We start from the raw sequence: 16,629 nt of genomic DNA, 5'->3' as shown, positions 1-16,629 counted from the left end.
GCTGTTCTAAAACTCACCGAGCCGTTCACCACCTCGAATGGTTGAAAGAGCTTCCATGACGCCCGGGTCGATGTTTTCGCTGATGAAACGGACTGATCCGTCTCCTAACAGGAATTGAGCTCCACCCACAGAATTGCTCCCAAAGGCGTTGCCACCGTTGATGTAGGGCTGTTTGTCAAGTGGTCGAATCGTCCCTTTTCCGCCAGCCGCCCAGGGTTGTGGGTCGTTGGTTTCACCAATGGCGAGAGTATTCGAAAGCCCATCTGTGACGTCTCGAAAACGAGTCTGGCGATTATATCCAAACATCCCGGCCTTAGGATCGTTGACTGGAAGTGTGGGGCCTTTTGGTCCTACCCCCGCCACACCGACATAGCTCGTTGCACCGTAACCATTCACCCGATTGACCGGGTCACTTGGATGATTCAGAGCCGGAATGACCATCTCTGCATTCCGCACATTCTTTTCCGATTCCCAGCCGGACTTCATGTCGAACTGGTTAAACAACGCTGCCTCTTCAATAAACGGAAGGACAGAAACAATCCAGCTCAATCGATCCTCTGGCTCCAGATCATCATTGGGAACTGTCCCCTGTGGAAGATGCCTATAAACGTCGTGGTAGTTGTGCAGTGCGAGGCCGAGTTGCTTCAAATTGTTTTTCGACTGTGTCCTGCGAGCAGCTTCACGTGCCTGTTGAACAGCTGGAAGGAGCAGTGCAACAAGAACAGCTGATGTCGCCACCATGGTTGTCCCATCCGAACCTCCAAGGAACGGGATTCCCGGCATCGATTGTCGTGCGTAGCTATGCAGCCCATCTTCTTCAACCGTGGTCATCATGACATTCGGGAAGAGATGGCTCGTCACGACTTCGTTAGGTGGCAAGTCCGCAGGACTCAGTGGAAATTCAAAGTCTTCCGGAAAGCTTCGAGACTCCTTCATCGCCAGTTCCAAACCACCGACAAGCATGGGAGCGAACCCTAGCAGAAATTCGTAAGTTTGCGTCGGATCGACAATTGTGATTGAAGTGAATTCTTTTGGCATCTCCGCAAGTGCAGCAGCGTATGCATCGGTTGGCTTCCATGACGGAAGAGTTCCATCCAGTCGCATCAAGCAACCTTCCACAGCTTGCGGAACCAATCCCATGATCAGCCAGTCATCATCGACACAGATCGCAGGAGAGAGAAACGGAGCGTCCGGGAATCGCAGTAAGTCGACAGTTCGACCATGCTTTTCAACATTCTGAACGAGAAAATCTCCTCGGGACTCTGCTTCAGCAGTTTCATAAATTCGACCAAGTAGATTTCGTAGACGATCCGCATCCTTGACGCTGATCACGACAGCACCACCCAGACCGAACATTCCCTGATGCTTGTCAGTGTACACGCAATGCACATTCCCGAGTGTCGAGAGTAACTCAATCGGCTGAAATCCGAGTTCACGTTCGAAATCGCTTAGAAACTCATCAACGTCATCCAAAGCATCCGGTGGTCCGTACTGCGACAGATTCTCCACGACGGACCAAAGAGTATCGTACGCTTTCGCCCAATCAAAACTTGAGGCGATAAGGCTACTCTGTCCAACCGGCACAGGTGGAAGATCCTCAAAGGTAATCGACTCTTGCATCAAGAGATCCATCAGCCCAGTTGTTTTTCCAGACGTGGAAACAATTTGCTCCGTCCAGTTCGCTTCACCTTTGTAACCACTAAACGCCGCGACATGATCGAGTGTGTCCAGTCCCGTCGCATCGAGAATCTCATCGATCGTCACCTGCTGACGATTCGGAAGCGGAACAGGCATTTGACCATACATTTTTTGCAGCGACCCGAAATCAAACCAACCGATCGATTTCACAGTGAAGTCTGGATCTTCTGCGAGATACTTTTTGTAGAGTGGGCTGGATGTCAGATTCGGTTGATCTCCATCGGCAACTGCAATCGCAGAGCGAATCGCATCAATCCCGACTGCAATCACCAAGTGCCCCTGCTCTTCCCAGAACCCGACTTCGACGGGCGTCTTCGGGATCATCGTCATCGAGATGGTTCGACCGTTGCGATTCACTTCTTGAATTTCAGCCGGTAGGTCAGGAACCTGCTTCAGCATTTCTTTAATAAAATCGACTCCACCAACGGCCTCGTGGACAACAATGATGCCCCACGGTTGCATGCCCATTCCATCCGAAATCGCGATGGACATCCCGTTTTTTTCCACATGCCTCATCGCATCTTCGATTTGATCCGCATTTGGGATTTCATTTGGCATCGAGTCAAAGGCATCTTCAATAGCCTTCATCAGCCCGCTCTCATAAAGTGCCCGATAGCTCGCTGTCTCTTTGAACGCTTTTTCTGTCAGAAGCGACCCGTTTGATTTTCCGTAGATGATGGAGCGGGCCGGGAGTAATTTCTCCGGAGCGACTGAATCCGGTCCACGTTGAGCATACGTCCACCCGGCAATCGAGACCGCTGCCAGAGCAGCAATACTCAGCCCTGTCATCCTGGTCCGTTTTCGTAATGCCATCCGTTTTCTCTCCCCGATTGAGGCCACATTTGAATTGAAAATCCTGCCGTTCATAATGCCTAGTCGTTATAAAACCTGCAAGCCTTACAACGAGATCCACCGAACACCACCTTCAGAACAGGCTCAACTTCCTCGACACGCCGGATGCTTGACGCTCGGTGCTCTCTTTCCATTCCATACAACGAGAGAGAGATCGCTCAGCGACTGAAAAATCGGGAGCAGGTCATCTATTGAAAACGAATCCTCTGCTTCGCTGACTGGCTGCTTAACATTCACTTCGACTGGTTCGCCGTCGCTGCTTCGCGGAGTAATTTGACTGCGGCTCCGACGAGCATTTCACCGCTGCCGGGAAGGACGGTAGAGTTGGTGACTTCGTAACTTCCGCCAGCGTAAGCGGCTTGGTGAGGGATGTAAATTGTCTCCACGGTGTTGGAAAGTTCAACAAGAATCGTCGTCCGAAATGGGGAAGCATGCTTAATAGCAAGTCCCAGTTCGACAAAGACTTCACCGGGCAAACAGACAATCGCGACCTCATTCCCAATGGTCATCACGGTCACATCGACCGGAAGCGTTTCGCCGATCCCCGCCAAAGAATGGCTGACACCCCAGGTGATATGATCGGTCGCCTTCACAAACGGTTGGCGATGCCGAAACTGATCGAGGATCAACTTTTTGTGCGCTGTGACATGATCGTAGAAATTCACCTTCTCGCCACTTTTCGCCTGATCAAGAATTTTCACCGACCAGTCCACTTCTTCACGCGTTGCATCCTCCAGCGGCAACGAGACGACCTCCGATTGCACTCTTAAATTTGATTTCTCAAGAGGCTTGAGTTCAGAGAGTTCGCTGGTAATTGATTTTGCCAGAGAGTGGCCGATGAAATCGACTTTGTTGCGTTCGGTCGCTGATGGATTCGAGTGATTGATATCGCCGCAACATCCAGTTGCGAAGATCGACACGACTCCGGCTCCGAGTTCTTCTCGCAACGTTTGTTCAATGAAGAACGGGTAGTCCGCACTCCACTTCATTCCGCCAACTGTATCAAGATGCAAAGCAAAGTTACTCAGAACACCTCGCGTCGTTCCATTCTGCGGGTCTCGGATTGAGAGTAATCCGATCTCAGGATCAATCGGGCCAGCTGCGCGAACGACATCCGGATTGCTGTATCTCTGCCAGGTTTTCACGCTGCCATCTTTCATGACAAATCGGCGATTGAACGCAACCGGCGTTTCCTGAGTCGCAGCCCCTGTCAACAGCTCAGATGGCTTCGCTTCTGAATAAGCCTTTGCGATGAGTGCGACCGGGACATTGATCATCTGCTCAATATACTTTGCTCTCAATTCATCCTGTTCTTCTTTCCCAAGGTACAGATAGAGCTCCTTCATGTAATCCGGTGCAGTGTGTGAATGCGTCGCTGCCAGGACAATGTGCTTCTCTGGAATTCCGGTCTCTTGAGAGGCACGCCGTCGGACCTCCTTTGAGAGATCCGTCGCGATACCGATCAGATCACACACCACCAGTGCAGCGGCGGTTTCTCCATCTCGAAAAACAATCGCCTTCGCCTTGAGCGGATCGATCGTTCCCTCAGCGAGGCGCTCGTGGTAGTAACCTGCCATCGGAAAACCGATCGGTGGAGTGATGTCCGCTTCTGCGATTCCGACAGTCAAACCGTTTTCGGTCGCAGGCTCTTTTGATGGAGCGTCTGCTGCTTGAAGTGGGCCCATGATCGTGATGAGCAATCCTGACAATACAACTCCACACGTAATTGATTTCATGATCTTGGCTGCCTGTCTGTGAGTTCGAATCTGATCGATTTGTTTTAACGGAATCTATTCAACAAAGGTACCGCACCCAAACCTTGCCGCCAATCGAGCGACATCTCGTAAGCAGGTTCAGTCTCGCGAGACCATGTTTTGTCAGAAGAGGACATCGTGGAAGTAGAGCGAGAAGAGGGGGCGTTTCTTTTGAAAGATCATCCGGAGCGCAGCCGAACAGGACTCCGAAAGCATTTTTCGAATCGGTGTCCGTGCTCAGCTTCATGGCGAACTGCGATTGTGCCAAGCAAACATTTTCCCGAGGGCAAACCTCGGGAACAGACGGCCAAGTACACTGCTGTACGAAAATCACAGCCTCGAACAATTGTCGCCGAAGCAAGTTCCAGGTCTTAAAGAATCAACAAACCCTGGCAAGCTTGAACATTGATATTTCCAACACCGGATATTCCAACACTGGATATCAGAACAGAAACCTCATACAAACGACCGACGTCAGACAAGATGACGACACTGTTTTTTCGCCAGCAACAACATAGAGGTCACCCCCATGGAATTTATTTATTACCTCCTGATCGGCTTGTGTGCCGGATGGTTGGCGAGCCAGATCATGAAAGGGGGGAGTTCCGGGATGATCACAAATCTGATTGTCGGAGTGATCGGTGCAATCTTAGGTGGATTTGTGTTCGGACTGCTCGGATTAGTAGCAGTCGGCCTGATCGGTAACCTGGTCACCGCAACTGTCGGCGCCTGTTTACTGATCTTTCTTCTTCGAAAATTCGGAGGGAGCAAGTGAAGTTGAAGTGATTCACGAAGGCTGTACTGAAACCAGCTATCGGATTACACGACTTCGGCTTCCAGTGCACAGGGCTCGCTGGAAGTTTCTTTGCTTTTGAACCAGTCGAGAACACGCCAGTCCATCCACCAGCGGTCAGGATCAACAGCTCCTCTCGAGTAATAGCCGAGATGTCCACCTGATTCCGCAACATGCAAATGGATTGAGTCAGGAAGATCGAGTTCCTGAAGAATCCGCGCGGGAATGAGTGGATCATCTGCTGCTGAGAGAATCATTGTCGGGACTAAAATATCGTAGATCACTGGAGCGGCGCTACAAGTTTCATAGTAGTGCTGAGCGCTATCAAAGCCGGTTCGTGGAGCTGTGATTGTCTCATCGAATTCAATAATTCGGCGAGGGGGCGGAAACTGCGATTGATCGAGCTTCCCATCAAATGATTGTTGCAACTGTCGATACAACATTTTGGCGAAGTAGCGATCGTAAAATCCGAAAATTTTCTTCCCGATGGCGTCGGTGCAGTCAGCCAGTCTGACCGGAGGATTGACCGCAATCGCACGGTGGACGAGTTGGGCTGCTTCTTCAGGACGTTCACCCAGCCACTTCAAGACGATATTCCCGCCTAAAGAGAATCCACCAAGATGAATCGTCGAACCGGGACACAATCGCTGAATTTCTTCAATTGCACCCTGCAAGTCTTCTGTTCGTCCGGCATGGTAAAGATTCCGGGCGAGTCCTTTGCCTTCTCCGCATCCGCGCAGGTTCAATCGGAATGTTCTCATTCCTTCGCTGCGAAGCTTGGCAGCGATTCGACGGACATAAGGACTTTCCGAAGATCCTCCTAACCCGTGGACCAAAATGGCAACATCGTTCCCATTTTGCCAATCGCTGACAGGAAGATCGTCAATCAACAAGAGACAATCTCCATCGTCAAGATGCACATGACGACGGACTGATATCTCTCGCGGAGAGGTAATTCCGGAAATGCAGGCTCCCAGTATCGTTTGCATATGTCCTCCCACAACAAGAGGATGCGGCCGAAAGGGGGGGCACTCAAACTGATTCATTCGAGATAGATTGGCTGAAAGTATGAGACGGTTTCGAGAAGTTTAACCAGTTTCAGCAGGTGCCGCTATCCGAGATATTTCGATGTCGAAATTCAGAGATCGTTCGAATCAGTCAAATCAGTGAGTTGTTGTGATTAATGGAAAGCGAACCTCTTCTTCCAAGGCGGTTTCCACCCACAGGTCTTCCGAGACATCTTCGTTAATGCCTTCACCATCATAGAGCATAAAAACCGTCTCTTTTTGCTCAATAAAGAACTTTCGGAACCATAACATTTGCTTGACACGCTCACGTGGTTGCATGAGTCGAATGCTGACTCCTCGCTCGTACCAGTCAAACAGCATCCCAAAGAAGCCACTCGGGACATGCTGAACGTAACTCATGTCAACACCAAGAGATGTAACATTTTCGTCGTAAACCAACCGGAAAATTGTGTCCCGCAGAAGTGACAAATCTGCACCATCCCAGATTTCCATGTCGCCGATCTCTAGCACGGTGACTGCATCCTGCACACTTAACCTTAATCCATGTGTGTATTTACGTTCAGCCATTGGTGAAAATCTCAGCTTGTAGAAGAGTGGCCGCAGTCGAGGCATTCCCTCGTGATGCTCCATAGTTACGCAAGCAGCAGGCCAGACTTCGTCTCAAACAGTCACCAAAGCCTCAACAATCACGTAAATCATTCATGAATAAAGAGTTGCAACAACAAAGAAAGTCCATTGAGCCATTCGCTGCAATGGCAGCGTTTCGAAAAGACCACCAAAACCTGGACCGATGATGCAAAAACGATTCATGTTGCGTTTGGAAGATCGCTTTTTTTGACGTAGTTCACCAGAAAAATTCCGGCAGCCACGAACAGCCCCGACACGATCAACCAAGGCGATAGCTGATCACCTCGAAACGCCCACGCCAGCAAGATCCCGCAAATCGGCGTTACAAAACTGAAGACTGAAACTTGAGAGGCGCCATGTTTTTGCAGAAGTTGAGCGTTGAGCACAAAACAGAGCCCGGAAATGATAAACCCACCAAAAAGTAACGCAACAACAGCTTGCCAGGTGAGCGGATTGCCGGACTGTGTTTCCCAGAGGCCGCTGAACAAAAACAAGAGTCCCGCCCCAAAGAGATCGTGCCAAAGAATCAGCGAGGATGGTGGAACCGTCCTCGTCGCCCATTTCACAGCGATAATCTTGACCCCCAAAGTGAGTCCGCTCAAAGCCAGAACAAGATCCCCTCGGAGTGTCGGTTGATCCATCGCTGAATCCTGATGTCCTTCGGCTGCAAAAACGAGTACACAAACCCCAGCCCCAGCGAGAATCAATCCAACGGTTTGAGACCATTGCAGCCTGATCGTGCGCGCAATGAAACTTTCGTACGCTGCCACCCAAAAAACATAACTATTGACCAACACCGTGGCGTGCGACGCATTAGAGATCGATGTTCCATAATTAAACGTGGAAATCTGCACCGACATCAACGCTCCGAGGATGAACGCTACCCAGAGTTGGCGACCACTCAAGAAAATCGGAGTCCCTGCGATTGAACACCAGACAACCATAAAGATGGCAGCCAATCCAAATCGAATTCCCCCGACAAAAAAAGGAGGGTAAACGTCAATCGCATACTGATTCGCAACTGCGGTTCCACCCCAGAGCACTACGGACAAAAGTGCTAAGGAAACTGAGACCGGCCCCATCGGTTGCCGCGTCGGGAGCTCAACTGCTTGAAGCCCGCTCGATGACGAATCCTGAAGCGGTTTGGATGATGTCATCGGATTGATTGGACTTCGAATTCAGTGGAGGCAATACAGAGAAAAAAATTGCGCAATGATTCATCACTTTGCAACATAGATATTTGTGGTATTTCTCGAACTGGTGTTGGAGTTTTGCCTCGTGGCGAACAGCAATTCTCCAGGCGAAACGCGTTCTACTTGGACACACGAGAGAGCAAACTGCTCCAGAACGAATCCGAAAAACATTCACCACGGAGGTTCTGCATAGTCTGCATAAGGTTCCGCAAAGGGGGGCCGTTTCTGAATCGCTCCTCAAACTGGACGACTCATCAACAGATTTCGTTTAAGTGAAACAGCAAGCGTTCCACCTCTTCAGCACTATTATAGTGAAGTAGACCGATTCGTAGAGTCCCTTCCGGCTCAAGACCGGCAAATTCCGTAAATGGTAATGCGTAGTGATTCCCCGCCCACGTGAAGAGTCCCCGCCTCCCAAGTTCTTCGGAGAGAAATTGTGGTGACTTCGATTGATGAGTCACTGAAATTGTCGGGACGCGATCTTCCATTTGCTCCGGTGACGTGATCCCCCAAATTTTGAGAGATTCGATCTTTGAGAGACCTTCGATCAGCTGCAATCCGATTTTTTGTTCGTGTTCATAGATCAGCTGAAATGATTTGGTCAGCCGCTCGCGCCGAGGTAGAGATTGATCTCCTCCACTCAAAGACGCGAGATATTCAATGGCCGCAGCGACACCGGCGATTCCTTCGTGGTTCTGAGTCCCCGTCATCCATTTCCCCGGAATCGAATTTGGTGCCGGGCGCAGCTTATCAGGCGTAAGACCATTCAGAAGCGTTGACTTCCCCCACAGAATTCCGACGTGCGGACCAAAGAATTTGTAGGCGCTACATGCCAGAAAATCAGAGCCAATCTCTTGGACATCGACTAAACGATGCGGAGCAAGATGCACAGCATCGACGAATGTTCTCGCACCGACGGTTTTGGCTAATCGCACAATTTCTTGGACCGGATTGACAGTCCCGGTAGCATTGGACGCACCACCCACAGCAACCAATCGAGTTCGATTGGTTAACAATGAGTTGTAGTGATCCATATCGAGTGTGCAGGTTTCGAGATCGAAATCAATCTGTTTCACGACCACTCCGACCGACTCGGCAGCTTGAACCCAGGGTGTCACATTCGCATCGTGATCGAGGCGACTCACGATGATTTCATCACCGTAAAACCATGTTTCACTCAATGCCCGGCTGAGCGACAGAGTAAGAGTTGTCATGTTCGGACCGAATACAATTTCTTCGGGCGTCTGAGCGTTGAGAAAGTCGGCACAGGACTCTCTCGTCTGGGCGAGCATAGCGTCGCTCAATTGACTTGTGACAAACGCAGCACCGCAATTTGCATTCGTATTGATCAGGGCGTCGGCAACAGCATCGACGACACTCTGAGGAACCTGACTTCCCGCCGGGCCGTCAAAAAAAGCGACCGGCTGACCCTCGATCGTTCTTTGAAAGGCAGGAAATTGTGACCGCACGACTTCGAGATTCAACATAACCTTGGCTCTATAATTCCTGGGGAATCAGGGGCTTGCTAACACACTGCAAGCTGTTGACGATGGCGATTGACGATCAACAATAACCGTCCTGGACTCTAAGAAACGCTAACAACACCTCTGGAATCAACCTGAAATCGATAGGTTTCAAGATCATGCACAAGTCTTATTAGAGCTGTTAGGTGTACTTCTCAACGAGGGGGGTCTTGGACCGCTTTCCTGCAATTTCCTGTACATACTTCGGAACAGCATAGCCCGGTAAATGTTCACGTAGCTGACCAATGAGCCTAAGACCGACTTCCACCGGGACCTCGAAATGAGCAGCTCCTGAGACACGATCGAGTTGATGCAAGTAGTACGGCATCACTCCCAGATTCACGCATCGCAAACATAGCTCAGAAAGTGCAGCGAACGAATCATTCACTCCTTTGAGAAGAACAGCTTGATTTAAAACCGGAATCCCTGACCGAACAAGTTTTTGGAGCGAATCTGCACAGTCATCCACCAGCTCAGATGGATGATTGGCATGAACGACGAAAACAGGTTGCAACCGCGTTGACGTCAGAACCTTCAACAATGACGAGTTGACTCGGCTGGGAAGGACGATCGGTAAGCGAGAATGGACCCGCACGCGCTGGATGTGTTTGATACGTTCGAGTCGATTCAGAACCTGCTGAAGTCGAGAGTCTCCGGTCATCAACGGGTCGCCTCCGCTGAGAATGACTTCGTCGAGCGACCGATCTGACTCAATCGCAGCGAAGGCGGGTTCCCAATCTTCCAGGCTTTTTGGTTCGTCAGAATAGGGGTACTCACGGCGAAAACAGTAGCGGCAATGGACCGCACAAGCTCCGTTGAGGATCAAAAGTCCACGCGAATTATATTTTTGGAGAAGCCCGTTCTCGGTACGAGCATGCAGGTCGCCGACCGGGTCAGCTTGAAAACCCGCGACCAACTCCTCTTCATCTGAGACCGGAAGAACCTGTCTCAGCAAGGGATCGTCACGGTCTCCATGTTTCATTCGTTTGAGGAAACTTTCCGGGACAAGCACCGGAAACGCTGGAGAACCTGAGCATTTGAGCTCTTGAGGGTCAATTCCCAACCGTTCGCACAGGACGGAAACTGACCGAATCGCATGTTTCAAGTCTTGTTGCCAGGCCTTGGAACCGGCAAGCGTCGTTCCAGAAGCATCCGCGTCGAAGTCTGTTACCGAGGCCGGAATCAGGGACGATGGATCTGGCAACATTTGCGGTGTCGCCGGCATTTGCTATTCTCCTGCAAAGATGCACAATTGATATGGAGTCAGGAATCTGCAAAGAGAGCAGTTCCCTAACAAAAGTTGACGCCGCAGTTGAAAAATCGTTGGATCGATCAACTTCAATACAGCAGATTCAAGACAACAGACATCCCCAGCGGCAAACGATTGCCGTCAGATTAGCGATTGATTGGAACAACCCCAATGCCACAGATCAATGCTGGTGACTTCCGTAAGGGAATCAAAGTGATCATCGAAGGTTCTCCTTACGAAATGATCGATTACAAATTCGTTAAACCCGGAAAAGGTCAGGCTCTCTACAAAACAAAGCTCCGAAACCTGCTCACAGCCTCATTGCTGGATATCACTTACCGAAGTGGCGACAGCCTGGAAGCGGCTGACATCCGCAATGCAGACGGAATGTACTCCTACTTTGACGGCTCGGCGTATGTCTTTATGGACAACGAAAGTTTCGAGCAGGTCACACTTGCCGCAGATGTTTGCAAAGATCAAATGCAATACATCAAGGAAGGAGAACCGATCGGACTTCTTTACTGGAATGATCAGCTCATCAGCATCACTCCACCGAAGCATGTCGTTCTCGAAGTGACCTACACCGTTCCGGCAGCCAAAGGGAATACGGCAACCAACGTCACCAAACCGGCCACCGTCGAAACAGGTGCCGAAGTAGGTGTTCCAGCCTTCATCACTGAAGGAGACCGTATCCGCATCAATGCTGAGACCGGAGAATACCTCGGACGGGAAACTGGCGAGTAGAGATCCACCTCCTCGCTTCGAATTCATGTTTTTTAAATCACTCCTCTTTAAGAGGCCGACACATCAAGCTGTCGGTCGCTTCCAGAGGAGATTTTTCATGAAACAGAACTTCATAAACTTCATCCACAATCGGCATCTCGATTCCTTTCGATTTCGCTAATCCATGAATCGCTGCGGTGGTGGTGATTCCTTCAGCCACTGCTTGCATGGTGTTCAGAATTTCCGTGAGCGTCTCCCCTTGCCCGAGTCGTTCACCGACAGCACGGTTTCTTCCGTGAGGGCTCACGCATGTCGTGATTAGATCTCCAATCCCCGCCAAGCCAGCAAATGTGTTCGGGTCAGCTCCAAGCTCCACTCCAAAGCGGCTGATCTCGACAATCCCTCGTGTAATCATGGCGGACTTGGCATTGTCTCCGTATCCCAACCCATCAGAGATCCCGGCTGCGATCCCGATAATGTTCTTCAGAGCTCCGGCGAGTTCGGTCCCGACAAGGTCTTTGTTCGTATAGACACGGAATCTCTCGGTCGTGAACATCCTCTGGACTTGTTGCCCCAGTTCCAGATCCTCGCAAGCAGCGACAACACTCGCCGGCAGTCGCTTTGCAATCTCTTCGGCATGAGACGGACCACTCAGCGAGATCACAGGTCGATCACCAATCACATCTATGATGATTTGACTGGGCCTCATAAACGATTCCGCTTCCATCCCTTTAATGACGCTGATAACCGGAATTCCAGGTCGGAGAGAACCGCCTATCACACCCAGAGACTCTCGCAGGTGCTTCGAAGGAATCGAGGCAACATAAAAATTGGCGTCCCTGACTGCCTCTTCAATATCTGATGTCACCTGAACACTATCCGGAAGGAAAATCCCCGGGAGCAGGCGTTTGTTTTCACGTGTTTCCTGTATTTCAGCGGCATAAGCTTCATTTCGCGCCCAGATCGTCACCTGTCGATTTGAATCCTCTGCGAGGAGAATCGCACATGCGGTCGCCATCGCTCCGCCGCCTAGAATGGTTGTCTTCTCAGCCATGAGTCCAATCTTTCCGCTCAATCGGGTTACAACGGTAATACGAATAAATCATTGCCCCCAGGGGCGCCTACATCAACCGTCAAAGTTCACACAACGCACAGAGTCATCCTTCATCTGCCTCTCTTCGGCGATCTTTTCCACGCAAACTCACTCAGGGGACCTAAAGTTTCAGAAGAACAATTCTTTTGGAGCGAATTCATGCAGTTTCCTGCACAGCAAACAAATCCAACATCTGTCGATTTTGTCGACCGCCGTCAAGAACCGACTGAACCGCTACCGAAAGCGGAACGCCGCCAGTTTTCCGACCAAAGGAAGTCTGATCGTCCTGAAGTTGATGAACTGGCGCGGGCGATTGACGACTACAAAGTCCGCAATCGACGCCGTTTTATCACATTCGAAGAAATCTACGACGTCATGGTCTCCTTAGGCTATCACAAATAACACAAGACGCTTCGATCTTCCAGAACTCGGGCCCCCGACATGCAAAACGTCCAGGGGGCTTTTTCTTTTCATTCATCGACGTTTTTTCACTCAGCAGACTGAAAAGCGGATCGAGCAGTCTGTTCCAGCGGAAATCCAAAAATGGAATAGATGCTCTGTCTCGAAGAGTGCGTCTATGAAGTCACGAAAGATGGCTTCATGGGCATGACAAGCATTGAAAATACCCGAATCTCTCAGTGATCAATTCCTGCCTGAATGACTGGATTCACGAAATAGACCGAGGAACCACGTTTTTACTGCTCAGCACGTTGGGAGCCTGAACTCGATTGGCTATAGTGGCACTTACACTCGCATCGCTCGGGTTGGATCGGTACGAGTTTCTTTTCTTGTGTCATCATCATTGTTCGTTGAAAAGCTCAGTTCAGGATCAATTCGAAAATGCTTCATGCAGTCATTATGGCGGGGGGAAGCGGGACTCGCTTTTGGCCACTCAGTCGTCAGGCACTTCCGAAACAGTTTCTCACTCTCGCTGGCGAGAGATCTCTCATTCAATCCGCATTTGATCGCTGCCAGCCAATGATCCTCGGGGACCGCTTTTGGGTGGTCACGAATGAATCGATGATCGAGACGACAGCTGATCACCTTCCTGAACTGCCAATGGCTCACTTGATCCCTGAACCGTGCGGGCGAAACACCGCTCCCTGTGTCGGCCTGGCGGCTCTCTTACTCGCTCAAGAAGATCCCGAAGCCATCATGCTCGTGATGCCTGCAGATCATGTCATTTCTTCGATTGAAAGCTTTCAGGAGGCAGTTCTCAATGCGGTGAATGTGGTCAGGAAAGACCCGGAACAGCTGGTTTTGTTTGGCGTCCCACCGACATCACCCGCAACCGGATACGGGTACATTGAACGCTGTAAATCGATCTCCAATGGAGTCTATAAGGTCGCTTCCTTCCGCGAAAAGCCTGACCGACCGACCGCCGAAGAGTATCTCCAACAGGGAACATTTTACTGGAACTGTGGGATTTTCGTCTGGAAAGCACAAACGATTCTTGATGAGCTCGAAAAGCATCAACCAGGCATCTCCACACAACTCAAACAGTTGCAAAAATCGATGAACACTCCCGCATGGGATTCCGCACTGGCGGAATGTTTCCCGAAGATGCCATCCATCTCGATTGACTATGCGGTACTTGAAAAGAGTAAGAAGATCGCCGTTGTCGAAGCACCATTTGATTGGGATGACGTCGGCAGCCTGGAAGCGATGTCTCGCTTAAATTCAACTGACGAAAATGGGAATACCGTCATCGGCACAGCCTGTCTCGTTGACTCGAAAGACAATATCGTCCGGTCTTCAGATGGACATACTGTTGGCTTGCTTGGAATCAAAAATTGTATCGTTGTGCACACTCCGGACGCGACACTCGTCGCTGACCGGACCGACGAAAACGCAATTCGAGATCTGGTTGAAGCCCTCAAAGAACAAGGACACCACAATGTCCTCTGATCTCATCAACGAAGATTTTCCTCGCGAAGGTCAGCTTCTCGGAGTCGACTACGGAACTGTCCGAGTCGGATTGGCGATCTCAACGCGTGAACAAAACATCGCCAGCCCACTGGAGATTTACAACCGTAGAAGCGAACACCAGGACGGAAGATACTTCGCCGAACTGGTCGCAGATTACCGCATAAAAGGACTCGTCGTTGGATTGCCAATGCACGTGAACGGCGAGGAAGGCGAAAGCGCCCGCCACGCTCGCGAGTACGGCCATTGGCTCGCTGAAGTCACCGGTGGTCTCCCGATCCTGTTTTGGGACGAACGCTACACCTCAGCCGTTGCTGAGGATCACCTCATCGGTGTAGACCTTACTCGCAAGCAAAGAAAAAAACGTCTTGATATGATCGCCGCCCAGATCATTCTCCAGGCCTATCTCGACACCACAGCCAAGCGAGAGCAGATCGCCAGGGAAGAAGCTGAATCTTCGGAGCAAGACGAAGAAGACGAAACAACAGCCGACTCTTGATCACAGGCATTGCAAGCATTGCGTTCTTCACCGGCATACCGTAAAGCAAACTGCTCTAAAATCCGGGGTTGTTTGGTCGCCGGTTGGATTGATTCGGTGGTGATGTTGAATTTGGCTGACCTGCACGGTCTGTGGAGATGATCATTTCGTCTGTGATTCGCAGGATGCACCGAAAGCTGACGTCCTCCTGCCCACCACGAACATTCTCTCCCGTACGTTCCCACAGGTTCCAGTGAGTCCGCGATCCACGCACGACCCGTTCTCCGGATCGCCCTGCCATGCGCGGACCTTCTGAGTTTCGAACTGGGCTTCCATCTTTTGGGATCGCTTTTTGATACGCATCGTCCGCATACCAGTCCCGAGTCCATTCTCTCGCATTCCCAGCCATATCGAAGAGTCCCGTCGGTGTGAGGTCCGTGGGCCGCGAACCGACTGCAAGAATCGCGTCAGCGGAAGTTTGAGTCAGCGGACGGCGACCATTCCCCCAGGGATATCGATTTCCATTTGAACCGCGAGCAGCACGTTCCCATTCAGCCTCTGTTGGCAACGATTTTCCAAACATCGTGGCGTAGCTGGCTGCGTCTTTCCAGGCAACTCCTAAAACTGGATCATGCCCCTCGCCAGAATTTTCATTCAAAGGTGCCCTCATGATTTTAATGACAGGTTTCGCTTCAGCCGCTTGTCTCTGAAACTTTCGAAACATCTCAAGAGTCACTTCCGTGACATCCATATAGAATGGGGACACAAACGCGAGGTGTTCAGGTTGTGATTCCGGCGGACCTTGATCGCTCCCCTGCGTGAAGACGCCCCCATCGATGAGCACCATTTCGGCCCCGTCAGCAGTGCAAACAATTCGCTGAGGGAATCCCCGCTCGTTGAACAATTCGTCCGGAGCGTGAACAAATCCGCTCGGCAACTTCAAGTTCGATTTCTCGGTCTGCTGAGTTCGCCTCGCTTTGTCGGCGGGAGGCTCGACTGTCAGTCTTGAGCTATCGGAAACGGGCCTGACGACAGCAAAAAGATTTTGCGGTGGAGCACTCTGTGGGGGGACGACTTCGAGCGTTGGACCGATGTTCTGAAGTTCAAAATCGTTTGAGGTATAAGTTCTTTCTTCACCGTTCTTTGAGGTAGACGACTTTGACTGTTTTGGCGCTGAGGAAATTGCTTTTGGTTTCGGAGCTGATGGGCGGGCAACAGGCGGAGGCGGAATTGAGACAACTTTCTTGCTCGGAACAGGAGGCACGCTTTTCGATTCCCCGCACCCGTAGAGTTGAATCGTTGCTAACAGCAAAAATAGAGTCGTTCGCCACATCATGAAATCAAGAAGTCTCAATGGATGTTGAGGAGAGTGGTGTCGAGCAAAGTTGTCCCATTCGCTCAGACTGATTGTGACCCCGAATCAAGACCGCGACAAGTCTTGATATCAACAGTTGAAAGATTTTCCTGTCACTTGCTCCTGTTCCAAAATCAATCATTGACAAAAAAAGGGAAGAAAGCCGAAGCCTTCTTCCCAGTATAGATTTCTTGTGATGACTTCTGGACGGAGCAGATTCGATTCTGTCTCCTCCCTTAAAACATGATCACAATGAATTCGAACACTATGTAGTGCTTGTCGTGCGAAATGCCTGTCGTGCCGTGCAAGTCACCTTCATGACATCATCGACTGCTCGC

Annotated in this window: 14 protein-coding genes; 5 read left to right on the top strand and 9 right to left on the bottom strand. The window is 50.6% G+C overall.

Translation table 11 applies throughout. The features are described 5' to 3' along the window. Window positions 1-6 precede the first annotated feature (6 nt). Together ACN0YR_RS04420 and ACN0YR_RS04415 are read right to left on the bottom strand one after the other, a co-directional pair. Window positions 7-2,511 carry a DUF1559 domain-containing protein gene (locus tag ACN0YR_RS04420; protein WP_417847981.1) on the bottom strand — a complete coding sequence of 835 codons (2,505 nt, stop codon included), beginning with the start codon at window positions 2,509-2,511 and terminating at the stop codon, window positions 7-9. Window positions 2,512-2,783: 272 nt separating this feature from the next. Further along, window positions 2,784-4,286, bottom strand: a complete 1,503-nt coding sequence (locus ACN0YR_RS04415; RefSeq protein WP_417847980.1) for a neutral/alkaline non-lysosomal ceramidase N-terminal domain-containing protein — start codon at window positions 4,284-4,286, stop codon at window positions 2,784-2,786. A gap of 547 nt (window positions 4,287-4,833) precedes the next feature. Between ACN0YR_RS04415 and ACN0YR_RS04410 the strand changes: the two genes are divergently transcribed. After that, window positions 4,834-5,079: a GlsB/YeaQ/YmgE family stress response membrane protein gene (locus ACN0YR_RS04410; RefSeq protein ID WP_417847979.1), complete on the top strand. Its 246-nt coding sequence runs from the start codon at window positions 4,834-4,836 to the stop codon at window positions 5,077-5,079. Window positions 5,080-5,123: 44 nt separating this feature from the next. Here ACN0YR_RS04410 and ACN0YR_RS04405 read toward each other — a convergent pair whose 3' ends face one another. The 5 genes from ACN0YR_RS04405 to epmB form a co-directional block, all read right to left on the bottom strand. Continuing rightward, window positions 5,124-6,086, bottom strand: a complete 963-nt coding sequence (locus ACN0YR_RS04405; RefSeq protein WP_417847978.1) for a YheT family hydrolase — start codon at window positions 6,084-6,086, stop codon at window positions 5,124-5,126. 174 nt (window positions 6,087-6,260) lie between these two features. Then, the gene (locus tag ACN0YR_RS04400; RefSeq protein ID WP_417847977.1) at window positions 6,261-6,692 is read right to left on the bottom strand and encodes a hypothetical protein; all 432 of its coding nucleotides are present in this window, start codon (window positions 6,690-6,692) and stop codon (window positions 6,261-6,263) included. 239 nt (window positions 6,693-6,931) lie between these two features. Then, window positions 6,932-7,909, bottom strand: coding sequence for a DMT family transporter (locus ACN0YR_RS04395; protein ID WP_417847976.1), 978 nt, complete (start codon window positions 7,907-7,909; stop codon window positions 6,932-6,934). 290 nt (window positions 7,910-8,199) lie between these two features. Continuing rightward, window positions 8,200-9,432, bottom strand: a complete 1,233-nt coding sequence (locus ACN0YR_RS04390) for a cysteine desulfurase-like protein (protein WP_417847975.1) — start codon at window positions 9,430-9,432, stop codon at window positions 8,200-8,202. Window positions 9,433-9,610: 178 nt separating this feature from the next. After that, entirely contained in the window at window positions 9,611-10,693 is a 1,083-nt protein-coding gene (gene epmB, locus ACN0YR_RS04385; RefSeq protein WP_417847974.1) for an EF-P beta-lysylation protein EpmB, read from the bottom strand. A 195-nt stretch (window positions 10,694-10,888) separates the two neighbouring features. Here epmB and efp point away from each other — a divergent pair, with 195 nt between their 5' ends. Beyond that, window positions 10,889-11,461, top strand: a complete 573-nt coding sequence (gene efp, locus ACN0YR_RS04380) for an elongation factor P (protein WP_417847973.1) — start codon at window positions 10,889-10,891, stop codon at window positions 11,459-11,461. Window positions 11,462-11,498: 37 nt separating this feature from the next. Here the strand turns inward: efp and ACN0YR_RS04375 are convergent, their stop codons facing one another. Continuing rightward, the gene (locus ACN0YR_RS04375) at window positions 11,499-12,494 is read right to left on the bottom strand and encodes an NAD(P)H-dependent glycerol-3-phosphate dehydrogenase (protein ID WP_417847972.1); all 996 of its coding nucleotides are present in this window, start codon (window positions 12,492-12,494) and stop codon (window positions 11,499-11,501) included. Between the two features lie 198 nt (window positions 12,495-12,692). Here ACN0YR_RS04375 and ACN0YR_RS04370 point away from each other — a divergent pair, with 198 nt between their 5' ends. The 3 genes from ACN0YR_RS04370 (at window position 12,693) to ruvX (ending at window position 14,958) form a co-directional block, all read left to right on the top strand. Beyond that, a complete protein-coding gene (locus ACN0YR_RS04370) occupies window positions 12,693-12,935 on the top strand; it encodes a hypothetical protein (protein ID WP_417847971.1) in 243 nt (80 codons plus the stop codon). Between the two features lie 438 nt (window positions 12,936-13,373). Continuing rightward, a complete protein-coding gene (locus ACN0YR_RS04365; RefSeq protein ID WP_417847970.1) occupies window positions 13,374-14,441 on the top strand; it encodes a mannose-1-phosphate guanylyltransferase in 1,068 nt (355 codons plus the stop codon). Beyond that, the gene (gene ruvX / locus ACN0YR_RS04360; protein ID WP_417847969.1) at window positions 14,431-14,958 is read left to right on the top strand and encodes a Holliday junction resolvase RuvX; all 528 of its coding nucleotides are present in this window, start codon (window positions 14,431-14,433) and stop codon (window positions 14,956-14,958) included. Before ACN0YR_RS04365 ends, ruvX begins: the two co-directional genes overlap by 11 nt. A 55-nt stretch (window positions 14,959-15,013) precedes the next feature. Here ruvX and ACN0YR_RS04355 read toward each other — a convergent pair whose 3' ends face one another. Beyond that, on the bottom strand, window positions 15,014-16,273 hold the full coding sequence (locus ACN0YR_RS04355) for a formylglycine-generating enzyme family protein (protein ID WP_417847968.1): 1,260 nt from the start codon (window positions 16,271-16,273) through the stop codon (window positions 15,014-15,016). Between the last annotated feature and the right edge of the window lie 356 nt (window positions 16,274-16,629).

Origin of the sequence: Thalassoglobus sp. (assembly GCF_048270125.1) — a bacterium.
Taxonomy (GTDB): Bacteria; Planctomycetota; Planctomycetia; order Planctomycetales; family Planctomycetaceae; genus Thalassoglobus.
The sequence above is the reverse complement of the archived record's forward strand: the minus strand, read 5'-3'. Positions and strand labels throughout refer to the sequence as shown.

Bases quoted from the DNA above. Each gene is read 5' to 3' on its own strand.
- ACN0YR_RS04415 (WP_417847980.1), bottom strand. From the start codon at position 4,286: ATGAAATCAATTACGTGTGGAGTTGTATTGTCAGGATTGCTCATCACG.
- ACN0YR_RS04355 (WP_417847968.1), bottom strand. From the start codon at position 16,273: ATGATGTGGCGAACGACTCTATTTTTGCTGTTAGCAACGATTCAACTC.
- epmB (WP_417847974.1), bottom strand. From the start codon at position 10,693: ATGCCGGCGACACCGCAAATGTTGCCAGATCCATCGTCCCTGATTCCG.
- ACN0YR_RS04420 (WP_417847981.1), bottom strand. From the start codon at position 2,511: ATGGCATTACGAAAACGGACCAGGATGACAGGGCTGAGTATTGCTGCT.
- ACN0YR_RS04395 (WP_417847976.1), bottom strand. From the start codon at position 7,909: ATGACATCATCCAAACCGCTTCAGGATTCGTCATCGAGCGGGCTTCAA.
- ACN0YR_RS04410 (WP_417847979.1), top strand. From the start codon at position 4,834: ATGGAATTTATTTATTACCTCCTGATCGGCTTGTGTGCCGGATGGTTG.
- ruvX (WP_417847969.1), top strand. From the start codon at position 14,431: ATGTCCTCTGATCTCATCAACGAAGATTTTCCTCGCGAAGGTCAGCTT.
- efp (WP_417847973.1), top strand. From the start codon at position 10,889: ATGCCACAGATCAATGCTGGTGACTTCCGTAAGGGAATCAAAGTGATC.
- ACN0YR_RS04390 (WP_417847975.1), bottom strand. From the start codon at position 9,432: ATGTTGAATCTCGAAGTCGTGCGGTCACAATTTCCTGCCTTTCAAAGA.
- ACN0YR_RS04400 (WP_417847977.1), bottom strand. From the start codon at position 6,692: ATGGCTGAACGTAAATACACACATGGATTAAGGTTAAGTGTGCAGGAT.
- ACN0YR_RS04405 (WP_417847978.1), bottom strand. From the start codon at position 6,086: ATGCAAACGATACTGGGAGCCTGCATTTCCGGAATTACCTCTCCGCGA.
- ACN0YR_RS04370 (WP_417847971.1), top strand. From the start codon at position 12,693: ATGCAGTTTCCTGCACAGCAAACAAATCCAACATCTGTCGATTTTGTC.
- ACN0YR_RS04375 (WP_417847972.1), bottom strand. From the start codon at position 12,494: ATGGCTGAGAAGACAACCATTCTAGGCGGCGGAGCGATGGCGACCGCA.
- ACN0YR_RS04365 (WP_417847970.1), top strand. From the start codon at position 13,374: ATGCTTCATGCAGTCATTATGGCGGGGGGAAGCGGGACTCGCTTTTGG.